24 protein-coding genes are annotated in these 26,126 nt (G+C 44.2%); 5 read left to right on the top strand and 19 right to left on the bottom strand.

Going from position 1 to position 26,126, the window contains the following annotated elements:
- Positions 1–72: 72 nt before the first annotated feature.
- On the top strand, positions 73–1,989 hold the full coding sequence (locus tag T546_RS0120370) for a beta-glucoside-specific PTS transporter subunit IIABC (RefSeq protein WP_026893214.1): 1,917 nt from the start codon (positions 73–75) through the stop codon (positions 1,987–1,989).
- A 243-nt stretch (positions 1,990–2,232) separates the two neighbouring features.
- Here T546_RS0120370 and T546_RS0120360 read toward each other — a convergent pair whose 3' ends face one another.
- From T546_RS0120360 to T546_RS0120295, 14 genes are all read right to left on the bottom strand, one after another.
- The gene (locus T546_RS0120360) at positions 2,233–3,342 is read right to left on the bottom strand and encodes a GntR family transcriptional regulator (protein WP_026893213.1); all 1,110 of its coding nucleotides are present in this window, start codon (positions 3,340–3,342) and stop codon (positions 2,233–2,235) included.
- A 21-nt stretch (positions 3,343–3,363) separates the two neighbouring features.
- The gene (gene mmsB, locus T546_RS0120355; RefSeq protein WP_026893212.1) at positions 3,364–4,530 is read right to left on the bottom strand and encodes a multiple monosaccharide ABC transporter permease; all 1,167 of its coding nucleotides are present in this window, start codon (positions 4,528–4,530) and stop codon (positions 3,364–3,366) included.
- Positions 4,531–4,532: 2 nt separating this feature from the next.
- A complete protein-coding gene (gene mmsA / locus T546_RS0120350; protein WP_026893211.1) occupies positions 4,533–6,080 on the bottom strand; it encodes a multiple monosaccharide ABC transporter ATP-binding protein in 1,548 nt (515 codons plus the stop codon).
- Positions 6,081–6,293: 213 nt separating this feature from the next.
- The gene (gene chvE / locus T546_RS0120345) at positions 6,294–7,472 is read right to left on the bottom strand and encodes a multiple monosaccharide ABC transporter substrate-binding protein (protein WP_026893210.1); all 1,179 of its coding nucleotides are present in this window, start codon (positions 7,470–7,472) and stop codon (positions 6,294–6,296) included.
- A gap of 377 nt (positions 7,473–7,849) precedes the next feature.
- Positions 7,850–8,347 (bottom strand): tRNA (uridine(34)/cytosine(34)/5-carboxymethylaminomethyluridine(34)-2'-O)-methyltransferase TrmL, encoded by a 498-nt coding sequence (trmL, locus tag T546_RS0120340; RefSeq protein WP_026893209.1) that lies wholly within the window; start codon positions 8,345–8,347, stop codon positions 7,850–7,852.
- Between the two features lie 6 nt (positions 8,348–8,353).
- Complete coding sequence (locus tag T546_RS0120335) at positions 8,354–9,523, bottom strand: aminotransferase class I/II-fold pyridoxal phosphate-dependent enzyme (RefSeq protein WP_026893208.1); 1,170 nt, start codon at positions 9,521–9,523, stop codon at positions 8,354–8,356.
- Positions 9,520–10,002 (bottom strand): Lrp/AsnC family transcriptional regulator, encoded by a 483-nt coding sequence (locus T546_RS0120330; protein WP_026893207.1) that lies wholly within the window; start codon positions 10,000–10,002, stop codon positions 9,520–9,522. The genes T546_RS0120335 and T546_RS0120330 overlap by 4 nt, the downstream gene beginning before the upstream one ends.
- 32 nt (positions 10,003–10,034) lie before the next feature.
- Positions 10,035–10,604 (bottom strand): AIR synthase-related protein, encoded by a 570-nt coding sequence (locus T546_RS0120325; RefSeq protein WP_242842269.1) that lies wholly within the window; start codon positions 10,602–10,604, stop codon positions 10,035–10,037.
- A gap of 9 nt (positions 10,605–10,613) precedes the next feature.
- Positions 10,614–12,110, bottom strand: a complete 1,497-nt coding sequence (locus T546_RS24110) for a VanW family protein (protein WP_051630001.1) — start codon at positions 12,108–12,110, stop codon at positions 10,614–10,616.
- A 180-nt stretch (positions 12,111–12,290) separates the two neighbouring features.
- Complete coding sequence (locus T546_RS0120315; protein ID WP_026893205.1) at positions 12,291–12,998, bottom strand: 3'-5' exonuclease; 708 nt, start codon at positions 12,996–12,998, stop codon at positions 12,291–12,293.
- Between the two features lie 17 nt (positions 12,999–13,015).
- Positions 13,016–13,678 carry an endonuclease III gene (nth, locus tag T546_RS0120310; RefSeq protein WP_034600104.1) on the bottom strand — a complete coding sequence of 221 codons (663 nt, stop codon included), beginning with the start codon at positions 13,676–13,678 and terminating at the stop codon, positions 13,016–13,018.
- On the bottom strand, positions 13,648–15,417 hold the full coding sequence (locus tag T546_RS24105; protein ID WP_034600096.1) for a B12-binding domain-containing radical SAM protein: 1,770 nt from the start codon (positions 15,415–15,417) through the stop codon (positions 13,648–13,650). Before T546_RS24105 ends, nth begins: the two co-directional genes overlap by 31 nt.
- 1 nt (position 15,418) lies before the next feature.
- On the bottom strand, positions 15,419–15,913 hold the full coding sequence (locus T546_RS0120300) for a deoxycytidylate deaminase (RefSeq protein ID WP_026893203.1): 495 nt from the start codon (positions 15,911–15,913) through the stop codon (positions 15,419–15,421).
- Positions 15,910–16,989, bottom strand: a complete 1,080-nt coding sequence (locus tag T546_RS0120295; RefSeq protein ID WP_026893202.1) for an L-threonylcarbamoyladenylate synthase — start codon at positions 16,987–16,989, stop codon at positions 15,910–15,912. The genes T546_RS0120300 and T546_RS0120295 overlap by 4 nt, the downstream gene beginning before the upstream one ends.
- Before the next feature lie 169 nt (positions 16,990–17,158).
- Between T546_RS0120295 and asnA the strand changes: the two genes are divergently transcribed.
- From asnA to T546_RS0120275, 4 genes are all read left to right on the top strand, one after another.
- Positions 17,159–18,166 carry an aspartate--ammonia ligase gene (gene asnA, locus T546_RS0120290; protein ID WP_026893201.1) on the top strand — a complete coding sequence of 336 codons (1,008 nt, stop codon included), beginning with the start codon at positions 17,159–17,161 and terminating at the stop codon, positions 18,164–18,166.
- A 21-nt stretch (positions 18,167–18,187) separates the two neighbouring features.
- Complete coding sequence (locus tag T546_RS24100; RefSeq protein ID WP_051630000.1) at positions 18,188–18,895, top strand: LytR/AlgR family response regulator transcription factor; 708 nt, start codon at positions 18,188–18,190, stop codon at positions 18,893–18,895.
- Between the two features lie 188 nt (positions 18,896–19,083).
- Positions 19,084–20,160: a sensor histidine kinase gene (locus T546_RS0120280; protein WP_026893200.1), complete on the top strand. Its 1,077-nt coding sequence runs from the start codon at positions 19,084–19,086 to the stop codon at positions 20,158–20,160.
- A 116-nt stretch (positions 20,161–20,276) separates the two neighbouring features.
- On the top strand, positions 20,277–21,020 hold the full coding sequence (locus tag T546_RS0120275) for a hypothetical protein (protein ID WP_026893199.1): 744 nt from the start codon (positions 20,277–20,279) through the stop codon (positions 21,018–21,020).
- A gap of 58 nt (positions 21,021–21,078) precedes the next feature.
- On the opposite strand, the gene T546_RS0120270 is transcribed toward T546_RS0120275, so the two are convergent.
- From T546_RS0120270 to T546_RS0120250, 5 genes are all read right to left on the bottom strand, one after another.
- Complete coding sequence (locus T546_RS0120270; RefSeq protein WP_408643069.1) at positions 21,079–21,747, bottom strand: N-acetylmuramoyl-L-alanine amidase; 669 nt, start codon at positions 21,745–21,747, stop codon at positions 21,079–21,081.
- A 105-nt stretch (positions 21,748–21,852) separates the two neighbouring features.
- On the bottom strand, positions 21,853–23,271 hold the full coding sequence (locus tag T546_RS0120265) for a metallophosphoesterase (protein WP_026893197.1): 1,419 nt from the start codon (positions 23,269–23,271) through the stop codon (positions 21,853–21,855).
- Positions 23,272–23,304: 33 nt separating this feature from the next.
- Entirely contained in the window at positions 23,305–24,966 is a 1,662-nt protein-coding gene (locus T546_RS0120260; protein ID WP_026893196.1) for a glycosyl hydrolase family 18 protein, read from the bottom strand.
- A 198-nt stretch (positions 24,967–25,164) separates the two neighbouring features.
- The gene (locus T546_RS0120255) at positions 25,165–25,410 is read right to left on the bottom strand and encodes a hypothetical protein (protein ID WP_026893195.1); all 246 of its coding nucleotides are present in this window, start codon (positions 25,408–25,410) and stop codon (positions 25,165–25,167) included.
- Between the two features lie 87 nt (positions 25,411–25,497).
- Positions 25,498–26,124: a hypothetical protein gene (locus tag T546_RS0120250; protein ID WP_051629998.1), complete on the bottom strand. Its 627-nt coding sequence runs from the start codon at positions 26,122–26,124 to the stop codon at positions 25,498–25,500.
- Positions 26,125–26,126: the final 2 nt, after the last annotated feature.

Below are 26,126 nucleotides of genomic sequence, written 5' to 3'. Positions count from 1 at the left end.
CTGCGGACATGGCCAATCCCGTGATGGAAAGATAGATTATGAAATACAAACCATAAAAAGGAGAAAACAGATATGGCAAGTAAATATGATGGACTGGCAAGGATTATTATCCAAAATGTAGGCGGTAAATCCAATGTTATTTCTCTGACCCACTGTATTACCAGACTGAGGTTTAAGTTAAAGGACGAATCAAAAGCAAATACAGATATCCTTAAAAATACCGACGGTATTGTAACTGTTATGAAAAGCGGCGGACAGTATCAGGTTGTCATTGGAAATCACGTTCCAGATGTTTATGCTGTTGTTTGTGAAATCGGCGGCTTTGGAGGCGACTCCTCAGAGTATGAGTCAGAGGCTCCCCAAAAGCATCAGAAGCTTTCTGCGGCTTTGATTGATACAATTTCAGGAGTATTCCAGCCAATTCTTGGCGTGTTCTGTGCCACTGGATTGATTAAAGGTATTCTTGCTATTCTTACCTTTACAAATGTACTTTCCGCAAGTGATGGGACCTATCAGCTTCTTTATGCTGTGGCAGATGGATTTTTCTACTATCTGCCGGTTATTTTAGGCTATACTGCTTCTAAAAAATTTGGTCTCAATCCATTTACGGGAATTGCTCTTGGCTGCGCGCTGGTGTATCCCAAGGTGGTGGCTCTTACCACAGGGGATGTACAGCAGGTGCTCTTTGCAGGAAGCATGTTTGAGTCAAATGTCTATGCCACCTTTTTAAAGATTCCGGTTATTATGCCAAAAAGCGGTTACCCCTCTTCGGTTGTGCCCATCGTGCTTTCGGTATATGCTGCTTCAAAGATCGAGAAGATGTGGAAGCGTATCATTCCAGATGTGATTAAAAACTTCCTGGTTCCTACCATGACTCTTTTAATCGCAGCTCCTCTTACCTTTGTTTTGGTTGGACCAGTTGCCAATTCGATTGCAGCTGTCATTGGCTTTTTGACCCAGGCGGCTTATAATGCAAGTCCGGTACTGGAAGGTGCCATTGTAGGCGCATTCTGGCAGGTTCTTGTTATCTTTGGTCTTCACTGGGGACTTGTACCGATTTATATCATGAACTTAAGCACCCAGGGCTTTGACAGCTTCATGCAGCCATATTTCGCCGCTTCCTTTGCACAGACAGCGGTTGTGTTTGCCGTTATGTTAAGAACAAAGGACAAGAACTTAAAAAGCCTTTGTATTCCGGCTGTGATTTCCGGTTTCTTTGGAGTTACGGAACCAGCCATCTACGGTATCTCTCTTCCAAAGAAAAAACCATTTGTCATTTCCTGTATTGCTGCTTCCATCGGCGGTGCGATTATCGGGTTTGGAAATGTTAAAAAATACATGTCTGGTGCCCTTGGAATCTTTGGTTTTACCACATATATTAATCCAGCCAATAATGATGCATCCAGTATTCCATGGGTAGCGGCAGGTGTATTGGTAGCATCTTTGGTGGCCTTTATTCTATGCTTCCTGACTTATAAGGATGTGGTGAAAGAAAAAATTGTCAATGCTTCACCGGAAAATACTCAAAGCGGCGGCAAAGCAAGAACTCTTGTAAGCCCTTTAAAGGGAAAAACGGTTTATCTTGAGGAAATGGAAGATGCCGCATTTTCATCGGGTGCTTTGGGAAAAGGAATTGCTATTATGCCGGAAGAAGGAATCTTATACGCACCGGCTGATGCTACTGTAACTGCCATATTTCCCACCGGCCATGCCATTGGTATGATTACGGAAGATGGGGCTGAAATTCTGATTCACGTAGGTATGGATACGGTAAAGCTGGAGGGAAGAGGTTTTACTCCCCTGACTGCTGTGGGAAGCCGTGTGACCAAGGGACAGGAAATCCTTAAGTTTGATATGGAAGCCATTGTAAAGGAAGGCTGCTCCATACTGACTCCTGTTCTGATCTCCAATTTCTCCAGCTTTTCTGATATCATTCCAACAGATGCAGAACATGTACGGGTTGGGGAGCCGCTTATTACTATCTTATAATGAAAGGATTCCGGGAGTAATATTGATAAAGTAAAGAGTCTGGCAAGTGTTGTGACCCCAATCGTTAGATATTTAGGTCTAACTTTTGGGAGTCAGTTCATTGCCAGACTCTTTTTTTACAGCCGTTTTATCACCTTCATAACATGAGCTGATTTCTCTCATTCTTACGCGGTCAGGGTAACCTGCCATCATAAGGAGCTTCCTTTCATGTGTTCTGCTGCAAAGCTTAAGCTGTTGATTCTCTCAGCCAGAAATGAGCGGTCTATCCGGGCTTATGACTTTAACGGAATTTCGTTCCACTACCTCAGAATCAAAAAGGTATCCTGCCTCGAAGCTGGGATTTTCAATGAGCTTAATCATATTTTTTGCCGCCTTTTTTCCAAGGGACTCCATGGGGTGAGGAAAGGAAGTGATGGGAACTTCTCCAATAACAGACAGCTCTGAATTATCAATTCCTACAATGGATATGTCCTCTGGAATCCGGATGCCCCTATCCTTGCAAATGGCAGCAAAGCGGTATGCTACCTCATCGTTATAGCAGACCAGACCGGTACAGCCGGATAGCCTCTCAAACAGATAATCGGACCATACCTCCATATCCGTTTGGCTTTCAGAATCCATCCATAGAACATTTCTCCCATCTGCCTTTAATCCGGCCTTTTCCAGTGCCCGGATAAAGCCCAAATATCTTAAATGTCCCTGACCGTCGTCACATTTAAACAATCCGCCCAGCTTCCTATGTCCTGCACGGATCAGATATTCTGCTGCCTTTTCTCCTACCTGGGCGTCGTTTAAGGAGACGTATGGCATATCCAGCGTCTGATATTTGCTGTTTACGAAGAGAACGGGGATTCCCTGTTTCTTAAGCTGCTGATAAAAATGGAGATTGGGATTTGGGATGGCACTTTTGGCTGGCTCCGCAATGAGGCCGTCAATCATGCCCTTATCCACGATCTTTCTAAGGATTTCCCCTTCCCGTTCCACCTGATTTCCCGTAAATGCCACTTGCATGGTGTATCCGGACTTCGAGAGCATCTGCTCAATTCCCTTTAGCACGGAAGGGAATATGTAGCTGTCCACATAGGTGCTGACCACTGCTATGTTGTAATACCGTTTCAGCCGGTCCGTCCGCCTCTCAGAACCTACATAGGTGCCGCTTCCCTGAATCCGGGTGAGCAGATTTTTTTGCTCCAATACATCAATGGCGTGGCGCACGGTCTGCCGATTTAAATGAAACCGGAGACACAGTTCGTGCTCTGACGGAAGTCTCTCTCCCTCTTTAAATGTACCATTTTCAATTTGGGATAGCACCCAGTCAGCAACTTCTATATATTTTGGTTTCTGTGTCCCCATACTCTCTTCACTGCCCCTTGGTTATTTTTTCCGTTTCGATAATAAGTCTACCGTAACCGCACCAAGAAGCACGGCTCCTTTTACAATCTTCTGAATATCCGTGGACCAGCCATACAAGGACATTCCATTGTTTAAAATGCCCATGATAAAGGCTCCTACCACGGCCCCGATAATGGTTCCTATGCCTCCGGTGGTGGCCGCTCCGCCGATATAGCAGGCAGCGATGGCATCAAGCTCAAACTGGTCTCCGGCTTTTGGCGTTGCAGATGCATTACGGGCAGAGAGAACAATTCCTGCAATGGCACAAAGAATTCCCATGTTGGTATAGACCCAGAAATAAACCTTATCCGTATTGATACCGGATAGCTTTGCTGCTTTTGCATTGCCTCCTAAGGCGTAAATCTGGCGTCCTGCCACGGTCCGGCTGGTGATGAAATGATAAAGGGCAACAAGGACTCCCATAATGACCAGGACGAAAGGAATTCCATTGTATCTGGAAAGTTTGTAAAAGAAGAACCAGACAATGAGGAAAATAACACCGATTTTTAAGGCTGTCTGCCAAAGAGGATTCACGGGAAATCCGTATTTCTTCTTGGTCTTTATACTCTTCATCTCAAAGAAGATAATAAGGGCAAAGGCGATGAGGGCCACCCCGATGGATACTAAGTCAACGGTACCTTTCCCTATATTGACCTTAAGTGTAGGAAGGAATCCGGCACCAATAAAGGTATAATCCGCAGGAAGGGGACCTTTTGTCTGGGCTTTTAAAAGAGTGTAGGTAAGCCCTCTGCCCATAAGCATGGTTGCCAGGGTGACGATAAAGGGCGGAATGGACAGCTTGGAAACAAAGAAGCCTACGAACATACCGGAAAGGGCTCCTATGACAATGGCAGCCAGGATTGCCACCCACATGCTGGTCTTGTAATCCACGATCATGATTCCTACAGAAGCACCACATAAGGCTACGATGGAACCGACTCCAAGGTCGATGTTTCCTGTTAATACGCACAGAAGCATTCCCACTGCAAGAATGACAATATAGCTGTTCTGCATGATTAAGTTATTGATGTTGGCAGGTGACATATTTTTCCCGCCTGTCATCACCGAAAAGATGAGAAATACTGCAATGAGAGCCAGTATCATTCCATATTCTTTCATATTGATATTTACTGTTTTCTTCTTATCCATCTCTACGCTTCCTTTCCGCTATCTGCCATGATGCATTTCATGATCTTTTCCTGGGATACATCGTCCTTTGACATCTCACCGGAGATGCGGCCTTCATTGATGACATAGATCCGGTCACAGGTTCCTATGACCTCTTCAAGCTCCGATGAAATCACTATGATCGCTTTTCCTGCCTTTGCCAGATCATTGATGACGCAGTAAATCTCGTACTTTGCTCCGATGTCAATGCCTCTGGTCGGCTCATCTAAGATGAGGACATCTGGCTGGGTGAGCATCCATTTTGCAAGGACTACCTTTTGCTGGTTTCCTCCGGAAAGGGAGCTGACCGTCTGGTTGATGGAGGAAGCCTTTACGTTGATTCGTTTTTTATATTCTTCTGCAGCAAGAATCTCACTGTTTTTATTAACAATCCCACGTTTGGAAAAGAAGTTACGGAGGGCAGCCAGAGTCATATTGCCTCTGACGCTGTCAATGAGGATGAGTCCAAAGCTTTTCCTGTCCTCAGAGACATAGGCCAGCCGGTTATTAATGGCATCCTGAACGTTCCGGATGATGACCTGTTTTCCATTAATCTTTATGGTTCCGCTTATCTTCTGGCCGTAGGATCTGCCAAATACGCTCATGGCAAGCTCTGTTCGTCCGGCTCCCATCAATCCTGCAAATCCTACCACTTCCCCGGCTTTTACATGAAAGGAGACATCCTTAATCACCTGTCTTCCCGGATCTTCGGGGTGGAACACATTCCAGTTTTCTACTTCAAACATCTTTTCACCAATACTGCTGCTTCTGATTGGATAGCGGTTGGTCAGTTCTCTTCCTACCATTCCTTTTATAATCCGGTCCTCGCTGATGTCATCGGTTCCCTTTACCAAAGTCTCTATGGTCTTTCCATCCCGGATTACCGTTATGGAATCTGCGATGGCACTGATTTCATTCAGCTTATGAGAAATCATGATACAGGTGATTCCCTGTTTTTGAAGCTCCTTCATAATGGATAGAAGGCGTTTGCTCTCCTCATCGTTAAGGGCTGCCGTAGGCTCATCGAGGATTAAAAGCTCTACCTCTTTTGCCATGGCTCTTGCGATCTCAATCAGCTGCTGCTTTCCTACGCCAAGGGTGTTTACCGGGGCGTTTAAGTTCTCATTTTCAAGGCCTACCTTTTCTAACATCTCCTGGGCCTTTTTATTGGTCTTTGTCCAGTCCACCACGCCTTTTACTTTTCGTTGCTCATTTCCCAGAAATACATTTTCTGCAATGGATAAATAGGGACTGAGCGCCAGCTCCTGATGGATAATAACGATTCCCTTTGCTTCGCTCTGCCTGATGTTGTGAAACTGGCATACGGTTCCATTGTATGTAACATCTCCGCTGTAGGAGCCGTAGGGATAGACTCCTGACAGTACATTCATGAGTGTGGATTTTCCAGCGCCATTTTCCCCGCACAGCGCATGGATCTCTCCCCTTTTCACCTTGATGTTTACGTCATCTAAGGCCTTCACTCCATAAAATTCTTTGGTGATGTGATTCATCTCCAATATATAATCGGACATCTTCCCAGCTCCTTTTCCTTCTTGGCCGATACAAGAGTCTGACTTATCAGACTCTGGCGCTGACGCGCCGTCACTTTAGTGACATCTTCCTCTTAAGCGTCATGTGCATCCTGCAGGGAGTGCTTTTTATGATATAGGGGAGTTCGTAGAACTCTCCTATATCATAAAAAACAGACGGCTGCTCTCCCGCCGCCGCCTGTTTTTTCTTCCCTGTTATTTAGACAGCTGATCTTCGGTGTAATAGCCGCCGTCAATAATAATCTTCTTATAGTTATCTTTATCAACCGCTACCGGTGTGCAAAGATAAGAAGGTACGACGATTTTCCCATTGTTATACTGCTTGGTATCGTTGATTTCCGGTTCTGCACCTTCTAATACGGCCTGAACCATCTTTACGCATTTCTCTGCCAGAAGCCTTGTATCCTTGTAGATAGACATGGTCTGATAGCCGGAAATGATATTTTTGGTTGCCATAAGCTCTGCGTCCTGACCGGTAACTAATGGCCAGTCAACTCCAACCTTATAGCCAGCTCCCTCTAAGGCTGCCTTACAGCCATAAGCAAATCCGTCAAAGGCGGTAGCTGCAATATCCAGCTTCTTATCTGCATAAAAGCCGGTTAAGTAGTTTTCACAGTTCTGCTGGGCTGTTTCCTGGGACCAGCGGAGAATGCAGGTATCTTCAAAGGAGGTACGGCCGGACTCGCATACCAGTGTGCCGTCATCCAGATATGGTTTTAAGACTTCCATTAAACCGTTGTAAAGGAATAAGGCATTGTTATCATCCGGGGAACCCATGAAGAATTCTATGGTGTAGGATTTTCCTTCTGCTTTTGCCTTATCCAGCTGCTTTGTGTCTTTTATGTATTGACCGATGACTGTTCCTACGCCCTTGTTATCAAAGGTCGCATAATAGGAAACGGCATCGGTGTCCATGAGGAGACGGTCGTAGGCAATGATGGGAATGCCGGCATTCTTTGCCTGCTCTTCTACATTGACAAGAGCGGAGGAATCAATGGAGGCGATGACCAGACATTCTACACCGGAAGCAATCATGTTCTCGATCTGGGATACCTGCATCTGCACATCATCTTCGGCATATTGGAGATCCACTTCATAGCCAAGTGCTTCCAGCTGTTTCTTCATGTTCGCGCCGTCATTGATCCAGCGCTCGGAAGACTGGGTGGGCATGGCGACTCCAACCTTTCCTCCCTTTCCTGCTGCCTTTGTTGCTTCTGTGACTGCATTTTGTGTGGCTTCCTCTGATTTGGCGGCTGTGGTGGTGCCCTCATTAACTGCTGCAGTGGTTGCGGCTGCTTTGGAACCTCCGCACCCTGACAAGGAAGATACCGCCAACATGGCTCCCAGGATCACACTTAAAATTCTTCGTTTCATAACAATTTACCCCTCCTATGGCTTTTTTGTATATACAATTTACGTTCTTCGTAAAATTGCTATTGATTGGATTCCATACATCTTGTCACTACCCACGTTATATTATGATAGCGATTTTTCATTTATACCTGGATTTTTTTATTTATTTTGTTGCATTTGTATGATTTTATTTTGTATTTTTTTCGCTCTCTCATCATATTGCTTGTATCACTTGCTTTTTGGTTTGAGGGTAAGTTGTATATACAAAAATCCTTCTGCCGGATAATCCGTATGAACCTTTCAGAGAGGAATAATTACATAAAAAATGCGCCTTTTACCGGTCAGCTGCCAACGCTGAGCCAGTAAAAAACGCATTATAATATGATATCTTTATATTCTTATGATTCCTCCCAATGCAGATGATGAAGCTCTCCCTGCATGGTCATATGTTCAAATCCATTCTGTCTTAATGCCTCATAAAGCATAATGGAAACAGAGTTTGAGAGATTTAAGGAGCGGATATCTCCCCACATGGGAATTCTCACGCACCGGTCCTGATTGCCTAAGAGGATTTCTTCCGGGATACCGGCACTCTCTTTTCCAAACATCAGGTAATCATCGGGCTCATAGGTTACATCAGAATAAACATGAAGCCCCTTTGTTGTTGCCATGTAAATTTTTGCGCCGGGATTTTTATCAAGAAAGTCCTGAAAATCACTGTACACCGTGACATCAAGCTTATCCCAGTAATCCAGTCCTGCCCGCTTAATCAGCTTATCGGTAAGCTTAAAGCCCAGAGGCTCGATTAAGTGAAGCTTGGTGCCTGTGGCCACACAGGTCCTTCCGATGTTGCCTGTGTTTGCCGGCATTTCCGGCTCTAATAGTACGATATTCATGGTTCTTTACGCCTTCCTGTCAAGATTCTTTATAAAGCGGTCCATGCGGCTTAAAGCCTCCTTTAAGTTCTTTAAGGAGTAAGCATAGGAGATACGAAGAAAGCCTTCTCCGCAGTCGCCAAATGCAGTGCCAGGAACGACCGCTACCTTTTCTTCCCGTAAGAGTCTGGTGGCAAACTCATCTGAGGTCATGTTAAAACGCTTGATGCTTGGGAACATATAAAAGGCGCCGTGGGGTTCAAAGCACTCTAAGCCCATTTCGTTAAATGCATGGATGAGATAACGTCTTCTCTGGTCATAGGATTCCCGCATTGCCTGAACATCCTTATCCCCGTCCCGTAGTGCCGCTACTGCCGCATACTGGCTGGTGGTTGGGGCGCACATGATGGCAAACTGATGAATTTTAAGCATCTGCTCTAAGATCACTCTGGGCGCGGCTGCATAGCCAAGACGCCAGCCGGTCATGGCATAGGATTTGGAAAATCCATTGATCAGGATGGTTCGGTCCCTCATTCCAGGGAAGGAGGCAATGGTGGTATGGTCTCCGCCGTAAGTAAGCTCTGCATAGATTTCATCGGATAATACGAATAAATCCTTTTCAATGACTACTTCTACAATATCTTTTAATTCTTCCTTCGTCATAACCGCACCTGTTGGGTTATTGGGGAAAGGAAGGATAAGAACCTTTGTCTTATCTGTTATTTTTTCTAAAAGCTTTTCCTTTGTCAGCTTAAACTGATCCTTTTCCTCTAAGCAAATGGTAACTGGAACTCCATTGGCCAGAATGGTACAGGGCACGTAGGAAACGTAGCTTGGCTGGGGAATGAGCACTTCATCTCCAGGATTTAACATGGCACGAAGTGCGATGTCAATGGCTTCACTTCCGCCTACGGTGACCATGACCTCATGGTCAGGGTCGTAAGTAACTTCAAAGCGTCTGCTTAGATAGCTGGAAATCTCAACTTTTAATTCTTTTAATCCTGCATTGGATGTATAGAAGGTACGGCCTTTTTCAAGGGAATAGATTCCTTCCTCTCTGATATGCCAGGGCGTATCAAAGTCAGGCTCTCCCACTCCAAGGGAAATGGCATCCTTCATCTCGCTTACGATATCAAAAAACTTCCGGATTCCGGATGATGGAATCTCCACGATTCTGTCTGATAATGGGTTTCTCACGGTGTAATCAACATCCTTTCATCCGGTGTCTCTTCTGAGAGGACGGTTCCGTGGTCCTTATATTTTTTAAGGACAAAATGAGTAGCTGTGCTGAGCACGGATTCCATGGGAGATAATTTCTCGGAAACAAACTGAGCTACCTGTCTCATGGTCTTTCCTTCAATGAATACGGTAAAATCAAAGGCACCGGACATAAGGTATACTGCGTTTACTTCATTATACTGATAGATTCTTTCAGCGATTTTATCAAATCCCATACCTCTTTGAGGTGTTACCTTTACCTCAATTAAGGCTACTACCTTTTCATCGCTGGTATTGTCCCAATTGATTAAGGTATGGTATCCGCAGATGATATGTTCTTTTTCCATTTCCGCAATTTCATTGGCAATGGCAATTTCGCTTTCTCCCAACAGTATAGCCAGGTCTTTTACGTCGATTCTGCTGTTCTTTTCAATAATCGCTAATATCTTTTCCCTCATATCCTTACCTCCGGTGATGTTTCGTCAAATAATTATTCCATAATTTTATATAACTCATCCTTTGTGGGACGGTCCAGATATCCGACACCATCTCCATGATCCAGGATTCTTCCGATCCCTTCTGTTACCTTACCGATGACAGCTCCCTCTATGCCATGTTCTTTCAGGGCCTCCAAAAGATCTGCCCCGTTATCTGCTGTCATAAGAAAACATCCGGCTGAGTATAGGCGGTATGGGTTTAAATCGTACCGCTCACATAACTCAATGGTTTCCTGCTTTACGGGTATCCGTCGAAGAGAAAAGCGGATTCCTGTCATATAGGCGCCGGATAAATCCCAAAGGGTCTTTAAGATGCCGCCTTCTCCGGAAGGCTCCCATTCCGTGGCGCCCCATTTTTTAAAATCAGCAAAGTCAAAGACTGGTTCTTTTCCTTCCTGACTTAAAATCCGGTCCACGTAATCTTTGGAAAACCACTGAGAAAGCTCTTCTTTTTTATGTCCGGCAATCTTTATGGTGCCGGAAAGCCCGGCGTATCCTGCAACCACCAGATCCTGACCGGGCTTTATTTGTCCTGTATTGTCTCGTTCAATGCGTCTCATCATTCCTATTGCCTACATTCCCGGTCCCTGAGGAACCACATCATCTCCAGGAAATACCTCTGGCTGAGCAGCAGCCGGAGTCTCTGCCGGCTGGGTTGCTGGCTGAGTCGCTGGTTCCACTACCGGAGGATTTTCCTGTGGCTGAGGTTGTACCGGAGTTACCGATGCCGGAGCTGCCGGCCCTACCTTTATAATTGCCTTGGAAGGATTATAAGTGTCGGTATGGAGAATCTCACGGCTCTGTTCCACGCCATCTACATAGACAACCTTCCACAGTCTTGATTTAATTCCTGTATGAGCAGACTGTACCTGCTTTCTGCTTCCGGGAGGCATGGCCGGATCCACCACTTCTTTTGGAGCACCTGGATCTGTTACGCTCAGCGTCTCGGATACGAAATCAAAGGTACGGTTCGCCGGTCTTGTCTCTTTGCCATAAACGGTAAAGGTAATAGTCTTTCCAGAGGTATATCCCTCTATATAAATAGGAGTGCTGTAATTGTTTGTGAACTTTAAATCTTTATAAGTTCCTGCAATGGCAGCATCCTGGGAAGGCTTTACATAGGCGACAACCATGGAATGGTTCTGTCTCTGGGCGACTTGAAGCTCTGCCCTTAATACAGCATTATAAAGAGTTGTGGAAATCTGGCAGACACCGCCACCTACACTATCCACCACCTGGCCGTTTTCATAAGCGGCTGCTGTGGCATAACCATTGGATACGGTAAATGGGTGCATGCATTCATATCCGGATAAGGTCTCTCCCGGCATAAGGACGCGTCCGTTTATTTTGGAAGATCCCACCTGAAGATTTTTTGATCTTGAGGCACCACTGGATGAAAAGCTGGTGGAAAAGGTTCCAAGCGTATCATTAATGGTGGATAAATCCTCTGTGGTAATGGCAGGCTTGACTTCTGCAACCACTGCAGTCGCTGAAACCGGTTTAGAAAGTCCATTTGCCAATGCAGCATTTAAGGCTTCCTTGGTTGCCTGAATGTCAACATTCTTACCAGTTACCGATGGAGTGACTGTAAACGCGCCGTTCGCGCGGGTAATGGAAGCGTTCTGTGGTGCCACGATAGCAGCCGCACACTTTTCATTGATGAAGGCTTCCAGTCTTCCATCGTCAAGAGCTGTTTCCAACGGAATGATTACATGATTTTTCTCAATATCTTTTTTGTTCAGATAACGTTTGATTAAATTACCGCCCTGCCAGGCAGATGCTGCCTGATTCACTGCTTCTGGGTTGCTCCAGTGAAATCCCAGCTCTTTTGCTGTTGTTTCCATGGGCTGCCCGTCTACGGTCAGGGTAATCTTCTGGTTTTCCATCTCACCTACCAGATCTTGTATCTTTTTGTTGGCCTCTTCTTCCGTCATACCTCCTAAGTTATACTCTCCGACATAAATTCCGTCCGGAAGTGTGTCAGCCATAACATATACCGGAGAGAGAAATCCAATTCCTGCAGCCAGCAGGACTGCTGCCAGGCTAATGGATAAAGTCTTCTTTTTCATATTCATTCCTCATGCTCTACTGTGTCTGTATGATGTGGCGATGCCCCCAATGCCTAGAATCTAAGCATAATAGGAAGTATCATGGAAACGATTAATAATACTACAACTCCAATTAAAACGACTGACATAAACTTTCTGTTGTTTTTATTGTTAAAATTTATCATATTGCTATCACCTCTCTTATATTCTTCCATACTGTGCTATGATTTTATCCGTGATTCTTGATATTTCATTTCTGGATAAATGATCCGTTTGCACAGATAAAACTATTTTATGATATTTTAATAAATCCTGCAAGTGTTCTTTTTGCCTTTTTGAGGCAGGCTGTTCCCTTTTTACCTTGTAAATCAAAGCCTGTGGTTCAAATGCTTCCGGCTCCTGACTTCCATATTGCTTTTTTATTTCCTGATATAAGTCATGAGCAGCCATGCTGTCTGATAAGGCACGATGACTTTTTTCCTGTTTGATACCAAAATATACACAGGCATCCTTTAAATTCTTTTTTTCATCTGGGGGCATAAATCGTCTTGCCAGCTTCAAAGTATCGATCCCCTGACGTTCAAATTCTTTTCCTTCATTGACTGCCGCCCGTTTTAAAAAACTAAAATCAAAAATAACGTGATGCCCTAAAATGGGAAGATGGTCTGCAAACTCTAAAAATTCTCCGATAACGGTTTGAATTCCCGGTGCTGATTCGATCTCTCCATCCGTAATTCCAGTCAGGGCTATGACCCGTTCTTCCAGCTTTCTGTAGGGATTTACAAAGGTTTCATAGCGGGCTGCTACCTTGCCGTCAATCACTCGCACCGCACCGATTTCAATGATCTTATCCGCCTTGGGATCAAGACCTGTTGTTTCTAAATCTACCGCAATATAAGATGAAACCATGTGTTCCTTCCCCTCTCCTAGGATGGCTGAATCTGGGCACTTGGGCATAATTCCCTTAAAAAGCATTCCACGCATTTGGGACTTCTGGCTACGCAGATGGACCTGCCCAGTGTTATAATCTGTATGTTCCAGAGTATCCAGTGTTCCTTTGGAAGCACCTTCATCAGTTCATACTCTATTTTTTCCGGATCTTCTGATTTTGCAAATCCCAGTTTTTTAGAAATTCGTTTTACATGAGTATCCACAACAATACTTGGCTGGTCGTAGATATTTCCAAGAATTACATTGGCTGTTTTTCTTCCTACTCCTGCAAGGGACAGAAGCTCCTCCATGGTATCAGGAACATTTCCTCCAAACCGGCTCATTAAGTCCTGACAGCAGGAAATGATATTCTTGGCCTTCATGTGGTAAAAGCCAAGGGAGTGGATATCCTTTTCAAGCTCCCTTAAATCTGCCTCAGCAAAATCCTTGGGTGATTTGTATTTCTGAAACAGATCCACTGTAACCATATTTACTCTGGCATCCGTACATTGAGCACTTAAAATAACGGCTATCAACAGCTGCCAGGGTGTCTCATGATTCAAATAACAGATATATTCTGTTCCATATTCCTGGTCAAGGGCATTAAGAACCTTTTCTACCCGTTCTTTCAGCTCTGCTTTTGTTTCTCGTTTTGCCATTCCTTCCTCCAAATGTCAACTTCATATACCGCTGCGTTATGGGTTAAGGGATCTCTTTTCTTATAATCAAAAAGAACCGCCCGTTTTCCTCCAAACACTTCTACATGGGCCATTTTAATTAACTGTCTGGCCTCATAGCCTTCATATCCTTCATTTAAATACTGAAACGTTTTTGCTTCCTCTGCGAAAAAGGCTTTCACCTTATCTTTATACGGCTCCTGATTAGGGGCAAAGGAAGGCCGGCTTTTTAAATTTTCTCTCAGATATAAGTCATACACCAAAAGGTCCTGATAAAGGGGCAATCGCTTTGGTGCCAGCCCTTCAATAAACTGCGACAAGATCTCATAGCGTGCCATACGGCTGTGACTGATTCCTGTCAGCTCCTGTTTATCATAGTATTCAGCAAGAGCCTCAAACATATCAAATGGAGAAGGAAACTCCGTTAAAAGTTCATGAATGGTGGTATTGAACTGTCCGCTGTTTCCGTACACCTCAAGCATCTCTTCCAAGTTCTTAAGCTTCAGCACCTCACCATAATCCAGCCATCTGGTGGAAAGCACCTCATAGGGAGCCTGCTCCTTATACTTTACCTCATACTCTTTTGCTTTCTGAGACATGTAAGAGCCTTTTAACACCTTTAAAAATCCAAGCTGAAGCTGTTCCGGCTTCATCTCATAGACCTGGTTAAAGGACCGTCGAAAACTCTCATAATTTTCATAAGGAAGTCCCGCAATCAAATCCAGATGCTGATGGATATTTCCAAAGCTGTTGATCTTTTCAACGGTCTCCTTTAAGCTTACCAGATCCATGGTCCGCTTAATTTCCTTTATGGTATCCTGGTTAGTACTTTGTACGCCGATTTCCAGCTGAATCAGTCCCGGCCTCATGCGGGAGATTAAGTCAAGCTCCTCCTCAGTCAAAAGGTCTGCGGAGATTTCAAAATGAAAATTGGTCACCCCATTGTCATGCTCCAGCAGATGCTTCCATATCCCCATGGTATGGGCATGGTTGCAGTTAAAGGTCCTGTCTACAAACTTTACCTGCGGAACCTTTCTCTCAAGGAAAAAATCAAGCTCCTTCTTTACCAGCTCCGTATCCCGAAACCGGACGGATTTATCAATAGAGGAAAGACAGTAGCTGCAGGAAAATGGACATCCCCTGCTGCTTTCGTAATAAATAATCCTGTTTTCAAAGCCGGATATATCCTTATAAAGGAAGGGAATTTTACTTAGATCCACGGCTCTTTTTAAGGGCCGTTCCACTGGAGTTCCGTTTTTATCCCTCACGGCAGCACCGTCTATGGCTGTAAAATCACCATTTTCCTTATCCAGATAACATTCCACTACCTTAGAAAAGGTTTCTTCTCCCTCGCCCATCATGATACCAAATACCCCAGGTTCTTTTAAAAGAATCTGGGCAGCATCGTAAGACACTTCAGGACCTCCCAGCCAGATCTCCACTTGAGGGAGAACCTTCGGAAGGTCCCGGACAAGTTCCAAAACGTAAGACATGTTCCAGATGTAGCAGGAAAACCCTACTGCATCCGGCTTTTTTAGATATATGTCTTTTAAAATATCATCAAGCTGGCTGTTGATGGTATATTCTCCAATCTCAATCTGGAAGCTTCCGTCTTTTAGCTCAGGTCGGTTTACAAACTTTTCTGCATACGCCTTTAAGCTGTAGATTCCGGGATTGGAATGGATGTATTTGGCATTCATTGCCGCCAGTAAAAATTTCATGTTAAACCTCTATCTCTATTTTTCTTCCGGTAGGCTGATACTGGTAATACCGGACTCCTGCTGCATTTAGCATACGCTTGGAGGCATTGACCTCAGGAGTATCTGCATACTTATCTGATCCATAGACAATGGTCTTAATGCCTGACTGAATGATGGCTTTTGCGCATTCATTGCAGGGGAATAAGGTTACATAGAGTTTGGAGCCTTCCAGACTTCCCCCTCTGTAGTTAAGGATAGCATTTAATTCACTATGGGTGGAGTAGTAATATTTGGCATTGTAGGGATCGTTGTCCTCACTCTCTCTGTTCCATGGAAATTCATCGTCAGAGCAGCCCATGGGAAATCCGTTATAGCCCATGGATAAAATCTTGTTGTCCTCACTTACGATACAGGCTCCCACCTGTGTGCTTGGGTCCTTAGAGCGCTTCCCTGAAAGGAGGGCAACTCCCATAAAATATTCGTCCCAGGTAATATAATCTTCACGCTTTCCGGTCATAATGTCTCCTCCTTTTGTATCTTTACAATGTGATAGCCTGCTGCTTTTGTCAGCCGGTTCATAATGGCCTGTCCCAGATGGTCCTTGGAAAAGCTTTCGGAATAGATAAAATCTGCCTCCAGATCATCAAATTCTCTCAGCACTCCATAAAGGTTATGTGCAATGGTTTCTTCCCTTGCACGGACTCCCATGCTTTTTACGATTCCGTTCCTGTAGCTTTCCCTGCTTTCTTCCGTACAGATAATTCCCACTTGAAAGCCCTCTTTCAGCTTTTCTTCTGCCAGCTGGTTAATGGTCACAATGACCTCCTTTGGATCACCCTCTACCAGGGTAAGGGATGCTTTTGGGGCGTAATGTCTGTATTTCATTCCAGGTGCCTTTGGCTTTACATTCTCGTTTAAGGGACCGGATACAATGGCCGGATCAAGGCAGACCTCTTGTCCCAGTACCTTAGATGCCATCTCCTGAGTAATAGCTCCCGGCCTTAAGATCATGGGCTCCTCACCGGACACATCTATAATGGTGGATTCCACGCCGATTCCAACGGCGCCTCCATCTACGATCATTTCTATTTTTCCGTTCATGTCCTGCCATACATGATCTGCGGTGGTAGGGCTTGGACGACCAGAGGTGTTGGCACTGGGTGCTGCGATGGGGACTCCAGAAAGACGAATCAGGGCGCTGGCTATGGGGTCATTTGGCATTCTGACTGCTACGGTATCAAGACCTCCCGTAGTCCCGTATGGAACCAGGTCACTCTTTGGAAATATGAGAGTAAGGGGTCCCGGCCAGAAGGCCTCCATAAGCTTTACGCCTGCTTCCGGTATCTGTTTGACCAATGGCTTTAAATCCTCTTTATCCGCAATGTGGGCAATCAGCGGATTATCCGATGGTCTTCCTTTTGCTTCATAAATTTTCTTTGCTGCCTCTTCCTCTAAGGCATTGGCTCCCAGACCGTAAACCGTCTCTGTAGGAAATGCAACCAGACCTCCATCCTTTAAAATCTGGGCGGCACGCTTTAATTCCGCTTCTTCCGGGTGCTCTTTATCTTCTATATAAATTCGTTCTGTTTCCATATCGTATTGCTCCTTTTCACTTCCATTTATCATATCACAGGCCATGTAACCGTGCAACTTCTTTGCTGATATACAAAGGCTCCAAGGAGCATGGATGCAAAAAACAATAGTTGCAGGTTCCCTGTAAAAATGATACCATGAAAAAAACATTGAATTGGGAGGAAGAAATTTGAAACTCATCATACCAGAACATTATGACCCAAAGCTTTCTGTCCGCGAAACACAGGAAGCAATCAAATACATAAGAGATACCTTTCAAAAGGAGCTTGGAAAGGAAATGAACCTGGAACGTATCTCTGCTCCTCTGTTCGTAGACAAGGACAGCGGACTGAATGACAACTTAAACGGTGTGGAACGCCCCGTTCAGTTCGACCTTCTTGGAATTCCAGGACAGACCATGGAAGTGGTTCACTCTCTTGCCAAGTGGAAGCGTATGGCCCTTCACGAATACGGCTTTCAGCCAGGTGAAGGTCTCTATACCAACATGAACGCCATTCGAAGAGATGAAGAATTTGACAATCTCCACTCCTGCTATGTGGACCAGTGGGACTGGGAAAAGGTGATTACCAGAGAAGAGCGTACCCTGGACACCTTAAAGGATACCGTTCGAAATATTTTTAAGATCATTAAGCATATGGAGCATGAGGTATGGTACAAATACCCTCAGGCAGTAAAAAAGCTTCCAGATGATATTACCTTTATTACCTCTCAGGAGCTGGAGGATAAGTATCCTGACAAGACACCAAAGGAACGGGAAAATCTCATTACAAAGGAGCTCGGCTGTGTCTTCCTTATGAAAATCGGAGACAAGTTAAAAGGGGGAGAACCTCATGACGGAAGAGCTCCTGACTATGATGACTGGCAGTTAAACGGCGATATCTTATTCTGGTTCGACCACTTAAACTGTGCCCTTGAGATATCCAGCATGGGAATCCGAGTGGATGAGACCTCTTTGGCAGAGCAGTTAAAGAAGGCAGGCTGTGAGGACAGAAAAGAGCTTCTTTACCACAAAATGCTGTTAAACAGTGAACTTCCCTGCACCATCGGAGGTGGAATCGGACAGTCACGCCTTTGCATGCTCCTTTTAGACCGGGCTCATATCGGTGAAGTACAGGCGAGCATCTGGCCGGAAGATATGCGGGATACCTGCAGAGAGCATAAAATATTTCTTCTGTAAGATAAAATAGGAAAAAATGCCATGAATCTATTCCTTTGCGATGATCAAACCGAATTTACGAATAAATTTTCCAAACAGCTGGAAGGGTACTTTTTACTTAAAAAAGTGCCCTTCCAGTTAACTGTGTTCTCAAGCGGAGAAGACTTATTAAATACTGACATTACTCCGGATATTATTTTTCTGGATATTAAGATGGGTGGACTTTCCGGCATAGAGACAGCCAGAGTTTTAAGAAAAAATCTTATTCGCTCCAAAATAATATTTCTGACAGCCTATAAGGAATATGTATTTGAAGCCTTTGATGTGGACGCGTCTCATTACCTGATAAAGCCTGTGAATACAGATAAACTGGAGGCAGTTCTCGATCATGTAATCGGGCAGCTTCGCGCTTCAAATGAGGAGTATCTCACGATTCAATCAGGTTCCTCCATTCAACGTTTTTCTCATTCTGAAATTCTTTATATGGAAGTGAGGAACCGAAAGGTGACAATCCATACAGGGAATACAAACCTTGAATTTTACGAGCAGCTGGATACTCTGGAAAAAACTCTCCCAACTCAATTTTTCAGGTGCCACCGCAGCTTTATCGTAAACATGGACTCTGTCATGCGCCTTAGCAAAACAGACCTTTTTCTGACAAACGGGGAATGCATTCCTATCAGCAAGCGGAAATACTATGACTTCTCCATGGCATTTATGAAGCAGATGCAAAAGGAGGGGTTGACATAATTTATACATTATTTTCTGTACTCATTGAGTATCATTTTTTAAACAGGATTTTAAAAGCAAGATTCAGTCATGCTCTCACCCTTCTTGGAATCGCACTCACTCAGGGACTGGTAAGCTTTATCAACATAAACTTAGGATTATATAAGGTTTTTCCACAGGAGGTATTCTTTCTTCTCACGACCACCGCTATGATACTGGTTCTGTTTGAGAATCAAACTGGTAAGAAGATCATGATCGCCATCTTTATGGACGGGCTTGGATACACCTCCAACTTTATTTTTCTTCCGCTGATTCAATATACAGCAAAACGAGTGGCCGGTCATCTGTTATGGTATGACCTCCTCTATGGTCTCTGCGATGCTTTGACCATTCTATTCTACGCTTTGGTCCTGGAATGGGTGGCAAGAAAATATAGGAATTTGAAAGGAGAAATCTCCTTGGAAGGAAATATTTATCTCCTTTTACTGTCCTGCTTTATCAAATACTCTGTGATTTATTACGGAACCACCGGTATGGCCTCTGATAACAGTCTTCGGACAAACATTCTCATTACACTTGCCGCCATAGCCGGAGTAATTCTCCTACTGTTCTCTCTCTATTACGTAGACCGCAGACTGGTTTTGGCTCTGGAAAAACAGCAAAACCTCTTTCTTGAACGGCAGATGACGGCCTGGAAGGAAGAAGAAAAGCAGTTGTCCTCATTTCGTCATGATTTTAAGAACCATATGCTTTGTATTAAAAATCTCATAAGCGACGGAAAAGAGACAGAAGCACTGGAGTATCTTAATTCCATGACTCACACAGTCAATTCCTTATCTCCTCATATTTCCACCGGAAATGTTTACGCAGATGCCATATTAAGAGAAAAGCTGGTCCTGGCACAGGCGGAGGGAATTCAACTGGAAACCGATCTGATCTTCCCACCCACTGAGATGATGTCTCCCATGGACTTATGCATCATCTTAAGCAATGCTCTGGACAATGCCCTGGAAGCCTGCTCAAAGCTGTCAGAAGGGGAAACAAAAGCTATACAAGCAGTCTCCTACGTCCGTCATTCCTGCCTGATGATTGAAATTAAAAACCCTCTCCCCTCCCCAAAATCGGATAGAGCCGATATTTTTGTATCCACTAAGGAAGATTCCAGACTTCACGGCATTGGTCTCACAAATATCCATCAGGCCGTAGAACGCTGCCACGGAACGCTGTCATTATCTGCCCAGGATAATATCTTTCATTTTTCCCTCATGATCCCTTTAACTCTTTAAAACCGGGGAATTATGACCCGTTTACTTCTGTAAATGTACCGTTTACAACATGCCTCTTATATTGATGGACCTATATCCGACAAATTACATAGAAAATAAAGTCAGGAGGGCATGTTATGAATATCAGTACGCTCAGTTCGAACGCTGGTGGACTTAATATCCAGTCCATAAACCGTTCGGCTGCAACGAAGAACGAGACCTTAAATGGGATTAAAGCAGAAAAGACAGGAACCGATGTGGCCACAATTTCTCCCGCCGGGAAAAAGCAAAGCATGATCGAACAGTTGATGAAACAAAAGGAATATTTGCAGGAACGAAAACAGTCCATAATTGATTCTGCTGCAGAAAATGGATCAACCGACCTGGAACAGCAGCTGAAAGAATACGAACAGCAGATAAAGGACATTGATGAACAGATTACAAAGCTTCAAACAGAGGACAAGGAAAAGAAAGAATCTGATGACACTACTGGCATGATTTATGATAAACCAAAAACAAAAGAAGAAGTCCAGACAGATCAGCTAAATGGCTTAACCGCATTATCCAATGGAACAGACCAGACTGAGGTACTCTCTTCCGTAAAAGGCAAGTTGGATGGACAGATAACGGTAATGAATGCTGAAGTCCACTCCATGAACGGTAGCACGGAATCTAAAATAGAAAAAATCAGTGAGCTAAAGAGCCGTTCCCAAAAAATATCTTCAGATATCGCAGAAAAACTAGGAGATTCCTTAGACTCTATATCCAGCAGAAATGAAGAAATCGCGAAACCGGAAGTCGAAGTTCGTACAGAAGAGAAGGATTCATTATTAACTGCTGATACCCAGGAACAGCTGGAATCGAATGATTCCCAAGCTTAATAAAATATCCTGATGGTCAGACACAGATTTTTTCTGCGAATGACCATCAGGGTATTGTTTATCTTGCATTTAAATATTCCATGATTCCCATATGTATCGTCCAGGCCAGACGGTCCTGGTATTCGTCTGAATTTAACAGACCGGCTTCCTTCCAGTTGGTCAAAAATCCGCATTCCACAATAACAATGGGAGTTTTTACATGAAGCAGTAGATAGTAGTTATCATTGGGTTTGGCAAGTCTGGTATTTTTATCTCCCAGAACGTAATCAAACCGTTCCTGCAAGATCTCGGCCAGCCGTTTTCCCTTATCTGACCGCTTATAATAAAACACCTGGCCTCCGGAAATCTCTTCCTGGTGATAACTGTTTTGATGAATGCTGACGGTAAGGTCCGGACTCGTATCATTAATAATGTCACATCGCTTGGTCATATCCGCCATCTTCTTTTTGCTGTCCCGTTCCGTATATAGACCATTGTCATTCTTTCTGGTTAGAACCACATCAACGTCCGAGGCTTCCAGATATTTTTTCAGACGATATGCGATCTGAAGATTGATATCCTTTTCCAGAGTCCCATCAACTCCGATTTTACCCGGATCGTTTCCTCCGTGTCCGGCATCGATGACAACCACTGGCTTTTCCTTTCCAGCCTTCACACTGACTCCTGCCGTCATTTTTCCGGCCTGACTTGATATGACATATACTAATACAAGCAAAATCACCGCCATAAACGGTTCCCATTTTTTTAATTTCACATTTTCTACCTGATACACATTCTTAATGAATTATATCTTCCTGTGAAATAAAAAAGAACCAGTTAAGACGACTTTCCGTCATTCTTTGTCCAGCAGATTATAGTCCTTTGTCCCATCAGAGGTAATCCATTGCACATACTCTGATAGAATGCTCTGATAGCCCTCTTCCTGCCACATTTGATAGCCTGCCTTTTTCATCACCTTATCCCGTATGGAATAGACCTTTCCCGACGTACATGCCACATTAAGCTCTGCATAAACCTTCGCCATCTGATCTCTTTGGTACTTGGTAAGATTCTTTAAAGCATCCCGGCGGTCAAATTCATCCTGGGCCTGATTATAGAATACCTTACTTAAAAACTGCTTTCCATATGTATCGAAATTTAAAAGATTTTTGTCTCCGTTCCCTGTTTTCTCCGCCCATGCTTTCATATCCAGGGCTTTTGTATGGTAACGGAAGCCCCCATCTTCTTTATACTCCAGCACTCCATACTGACAGGGTGGGGTGGCGAGGGAGCTGGTGACGATTTCATCGATCCCGGAATCTTTGGCTGACTTCATATAATGCTGGACATGAAGGTGACCACTTAAATAAAGAGGGACCTCCCAGCTTTCCAGCTGATCAATCAGCTGCTCGCTGTGTTCAATGGTACAATCCTGTAAATATACCTCACTTTCATCAAGAAGATTGTGGTGGCTTACAGGAAGCACCTGCATCCCAAGCTCATGGGCCTCCTCCATCTGCTCTTCGATCCAGTCATAGGTATCGTCCTTTATCATGCCTCCAACCAGGTTTTTGGGCTCATACTGGCAGCTGTCAAGCATGAATGCCCTGGTGGTATCGTTGATCTGATAAACATAGCTAAGAGAAGCGGTATCCCGGCTGACTGCCTCATTGTAGCCAAAATCCTCATAAATCTCTTCAAATTCCTGAGAAGTAATGGATTCTGTTTTCTCTACGGTATCTTCGGAAAATCTGGCCGCTAAAGGATTATTGATATCGTGATTTCCAGGAATGACGATGACAGGAATGCCTGCTTCCTCTATCTCATACAGCTTAGATGCAAATTCCTCATGACTTTCTTTTTCTCCGTTATAGGTTAAGTCACCGCTTAAAATGACCAGATCCGGCCTTTCTTCCTTTACTTCCTCAATAAAGGCATCCGTGATTTCCCATACATACTGCATCACCTTTCCGTCTCCGTGATCTACGGTATACTGAAAGCTTTTTTGAAAATCCGTCAAATCTCTAGCAAGATAATGCATATCGGTAGCAATCACAATTTTCACACCTGGTTTCTCTTCTGCTTCCGGTGATTCGGCTTCTGTGGTCTGCTGGGTGTCCTTTGTTGTGGGGATTTCTGTGGTGGGAGCTTCTGTTCCCCTCGTACTCTCCTCACTCTCTTTCGTGTTTTCCGGCACCTGCTCCTTAAGGGAACATCCCGCTGTCACACATACAGCCGCTATGACTGCTGCCAATATGAACCTCTTTTTCATGACATGACCTTCCTGTCTCTAACTCTCATTCGTTTATTTTTTATCCAGCTTTATAACATCCCATAAATCAGCCGGCTCAAATCCAAGCTTCCAGCAGGCAACTCCTGCAAGATCATACTGTTTGATTACATTCATCTTTAGTTCTATGGAACGCTCTTCTTCCAGCCAAAGCTTTTTCATGCCATCCGCGGACTTAAGCTCTCCGTAATATTGGCCTGATTCCTCCAGCCAGCTAAGCTCTACTTTATTTTCAGTCACCCAATCCTTTGCCTTCGCAATTCCAATGGAGGATGAAGTGGTTTTTCCACTCTCGTCTTCTGTCCAGATTCTGGTGTATAATGGAATGGCAAGGACAACCTTTTCCTTTGGAACCTCTAGCAGAGTGTCCTTGACTCCATTTTCTACATATCCAATAGAGGCAACGGAACCGGCATCTCCTCCGGCATAATGTTCGTCATATCCCATGATAATGACGTAATCTGCTACAATGCCCTGCTCCTTCCGGTTATAGAACTTATTCCCCGCCATTGGCACATAGTTGTCCACAGATAATACAAGTCCGTCTTTCCGGCAGAATATGGACAGCTCCCGGATAAATTGTATGTAGTGAACTCCGGCTTCTTCCTTAATCCCTTCAAAATCCAGATTAATCCCATCATAACCATACTTTTTGGCCTCCGCCATCAGGGATTCAATGAGCTTCCGCCTTGTGGAGGTTTTGGATAACAGTATCTCCGTATTAACATCCTTACTAAAATTATTAATAAGAGCCCAAACCTTTAATCCCTTATCATGGGCTTTCTTTACATATCCCGCGTCTGCCAGGGACTTAAAATTTCCTTCGTTATCAGTAAGCTCATACCAGGTAGGGGATATGACATTGACTCCTTTTGTATTGGCAATCAGGCTGTCAAAGGAAGCATTTCCATCGAGACTGGTCAGCTGATGCCAGGCCAGATTCACTGGCTCATCCATGGTTATGTTTTTATAGACCGGCGCTTCAAAGGTGCTTTTTAAAGCTTCACTTGTTCTTTCGCCAAGACGTCTGTGCTCCACATACCCAACAAATCCATCTTCCGTCCTTACCTTGTCCCACCGCTTCATGGATTCAAGGACTGTGACATGGCTCCCTTTGGCAGTCCAGGTCACAATGGGGCTTTTAACCCCTCCCTTTACACGGATATTGCTGTCACTCTTTACGACTGCTTTATTTAAGGCATCCCATGTGTTATTGATAAAAACCCGTTTATTCTGTGCGCTGTCATAGGCAGCTACCCGGATGTCCGTATAGTTGGCCACCAGACCGGCAGAAAGATATACTGCATCTTTATCCACCCAGATCAGGGGTTTACCAGTACTTCCCACGGTAGAATGATCCGCATAGACAATGGAGTCCGGCAGAGCATATACGAGAAGCTTTTCATTGGTATCCCAGTAAAAACGCTCATTTAACGTGCGGTTGACCCAATCAATGGGGAGATACGTCTGGCCTTCAACAAATATCCCCTTCTCTTCCTGCAATTCTTCATTGAGATACAGGGCTACTTCGTCATCTTTTACTCCCAGCAGTTCTATCATATCTGCTTTTTGATTGGTGGGGATATACCGCTCTATAATCCGGGTTCCAAAGAAACCGGCAATTATGATTAAAATCAATCCCAGCGCCACGAGAACCGGGACGGCTTTCCTATTCATCTGCTTTCCTCCTGCTATTGGATCGTGTTGTCTGTACTTAGTTCTACATTTTTCTTTACGATTATATCATATTTCCTGATTTTTGGAATTTACATTTTCATTACGTTAATCTTCCCCTATCCCACCCTGATGCACACGCTAAGCCAACTTTAGGCTGAAGATGGCATCCCAATGCGCACCCCTTATGCTGACGGAAAACTACCGGTTATAAATTTTATCAAATCTTATTTCCTTAAGTTTTCCGGTTGTTTCATTCGGAACATAGTCCGCCATGTAAAAGCAATCCTCCTCCTTTACCTCAAATATCTTGTTCCAGTCTTCTTCATGAGATTCTTTTCCATCTATAATAATGGGAATCCCCTGATCCCGGTATTTCTTAAGCCCCTCCAGATACTGGGATTCTTTGGTATCTTCCACCCGTTTTCTGGCTTTTCTTTTTTTCATATGCATCTCCCCTGTAACTTCATTTGTAAAGAACCGCATGTGAGAGGACCACAAGGACAATTTCGTGACACAATCCTCTCTGCGGTCTTAAAATATCTGTTGGTAAAATTTAATCATTTCTCCAGTGACAGCAAATGCGTCTACTGAAACTGGAATTCTTCGTACCGGGCGCTTCAGCCTCTTTTCCATGTTTTTTCTGGCTTCTTCACTGCCAAATGTCAGGAAGGTCTCCCAGCTTCTCTCCGCCTTGTTCCCTTTACTTTCAAACTCCAGAAACGCCTTCATCTGCCACTCGCTGAGGCTTCCCAGGAGAAACTGTCTGTCACATCTTAAAAATTCCTTAAAACCGTCTTCCCCCACCGTGCCGTAATCCACAATTACGGTCTGGAATCCTGACTTTTTGCACACCAAAAGTGTATTGATCCCCGCATTCTCATAGTACTGGGTCTCCAGAAGCTTAAAGCTTCCTTTCTGAAACGGTTCTTTTGCGCACACCTCTCTCATCCTGGCAAAATCACCATGGCTATTCCATTCTAAAACTGCACATCTGCGCCTTAAAATACCGCTTAAAAACCCTGCTGTCATGACTGCAAAATGAGTCACGCCTACGCTATTTCCTGTACCAATGATGCCGATGATCTCCTGTCCCGTCTCTTTCTTTCCATTTCTAAAAAATCGCCGGAACAACCTTTTCTTTCCTTTTATAATTACCATTC

The organism is [Clostridium] aerotolerans DSM 5434 (genome assembly GCF_000687555.1).
Taxonomy (GTDB): Bacteria; Bacillota; Clostridia; order Lachnospirales; family Lachnospiraceae; genus Lacrimispora; species Lacrimispora aerotolerans.
Note: the sequence above shows the minus strand (reverse complement) of the source record. Positions and strands in the feature narration are given on the sequence as shown.

Excerpts from the sequence above, each read along its gene's own strand:
- T546_RS0120370 (WP_026893214.1), top strand. The coding sequence starts at position 73 with ATGGCAAGTAAATATGATGGACTGGCAAGGATTATTATCCAAAATGTA.
- T546_RS0120360 (WP_026893213.1), bottom strand. The coding sequence starts at position 3,342 with ATGGGGACACAGAAACCAAAATATATAGAAGTTGCTGACTGGGTGCTA.
- mmsB (WP_026893212.1), bottom strand. The coding sequence starts at position 4,530 with ATGGATAAGAAGAAAACAGTAAATATCAATATGAAAGAATATGGAATG.
- mmsA (WP_026893211.1), bottom strand. The coding sequence starts at position 6,080 with ATGTCCGATTATATATTGGAGATGAATCACATCACCAAAGAATTTTAT.
- chvE (WP_026893210.1), bottom strand. The coding sequence starts at position 7,472 with ATGAAACGAAGAATTTTAAGTGTGATCCTGGGAGCCATGTTGGCGGTA.
- trmL (WP_026893209.1), bottom strand. The coding sequence starts at position 8,347 with ATGAATATCGTACTATTAGAGCCGGAAATGCCGGCAAACACAGGCAAC.
- T546_RS0120330 (WP_026893207.1), bottom strand. The coding sequence starts at position 10,002 with ATGAGGGAAAAGATATTAGCGATTATTGAAAAGAACAGCAGAATCGAC.
- T546_RS0120325 (WP_242842269.1), bottom strand. The coding sequence starts at position 10,604 with ATGATGAGACGCATTGAACGAGACAATACAGGACAAATAAAGCCCGGT.
- T546_RS24110 (WP_051630001.1), bottom strand. The coding sequence starts at position 12,110 with ATGAAAAAGAAGACTTTATCCATTAGCCTGGCAGCAGTCCTGCTGGCT.
- T546_RS0120315 (WP_026893205.1), bottom strand. The coding sequence starts at position 12,998 with ATGGTTTCATCTTATATTGCGGTAGATTTAGAAACAACAGGTCTTGAT.
- nth (WP_034600104.1), bottom strand. The coding sequence starts at position 13,678 with ATGGCAAAACGAGAAACAAAAGCAGAGCTGAAAGAACGGGTAGAAAAG.
- T546_RS24105 (WP_034600096.1), bottom strand. The coding sequence starts at position 15,417 with ATGAAATTTTTACTGGCGGCAATGAATGCCAAATACATCCATTCCAAT.
- T546_RS0120300 (WP_026893203.1), bottom strand. The coding sequence starts at position 15,913 with ATGACCGGAAAGCGTGAAGATTATATTACCTGGGACGAATATTTTATG.
- T546_RS0120295 (WP_026893202.1), bottom strand. The coding sequence starts at position 16,989 with ATGGAAACAGAACGAATTTATATAGAAGATAAAGAGCACCCGGAAGAA.
- T546_RS24100 (WP_051630000.1), top strand. The coding sequence starts at position 18,188 with ATGAATCTATTCCTTTGCGATGATCAAACCGAATTTACGAATAAATTT.
- T546_RS0120280 (WP_026893200.1), top strand. The coding sequence starts at position 19,084 with ATGATACTGGTTCTGTTTGAGAATCAAACTGGTAAGAAGATCATGATC.
- T546_RS0120275 (WP_026893199.1), top strand. The coding sequence starts at position 20,277 with ATGAATATCAGTACGCTCAGTTCGAACGCTGGTGGACTTAATATCCAG.
- T546_RS0120270 (WP_408643069.1), bottom strand. The coding sequence starts at position 21,747 with ATGGCGGTGATTTTGCTTGTATTAGTATATGTCATATCAAGTCAGGCC.
- T546_RS0120265 (WP_026893197.1), bottom strand. The coding sequence starts at position 23,271 with ATGAAAAAGAGGTTCATATTGGCAGCAGTCATAGCGGCTGTATGTGTG.
- T546_RS0120260 (WP_026893196.1), bottom strand. The coding sequence starts at position 24,966 with ATGAATAGGAAAGCCGTCCCGGTTCTCGTGGCGCTGGGATTGATTTTA.
- T546_RS0120255 (WP_026893195.1), bottom strand. The coding sequence starts at position 25,410 with ATGAAAAAAAGAAAAGCCAGAAAACGGGTGGAAGATACCAAAGAATCC.
- T546_RS0120250 (WP_051629998.1), bottom strand. The coding sequence starts at position 26,124 with ATGGTAATTATAAAAGGAAAGAAAAGGTTGTTCCGGCGATTTTTTAGA.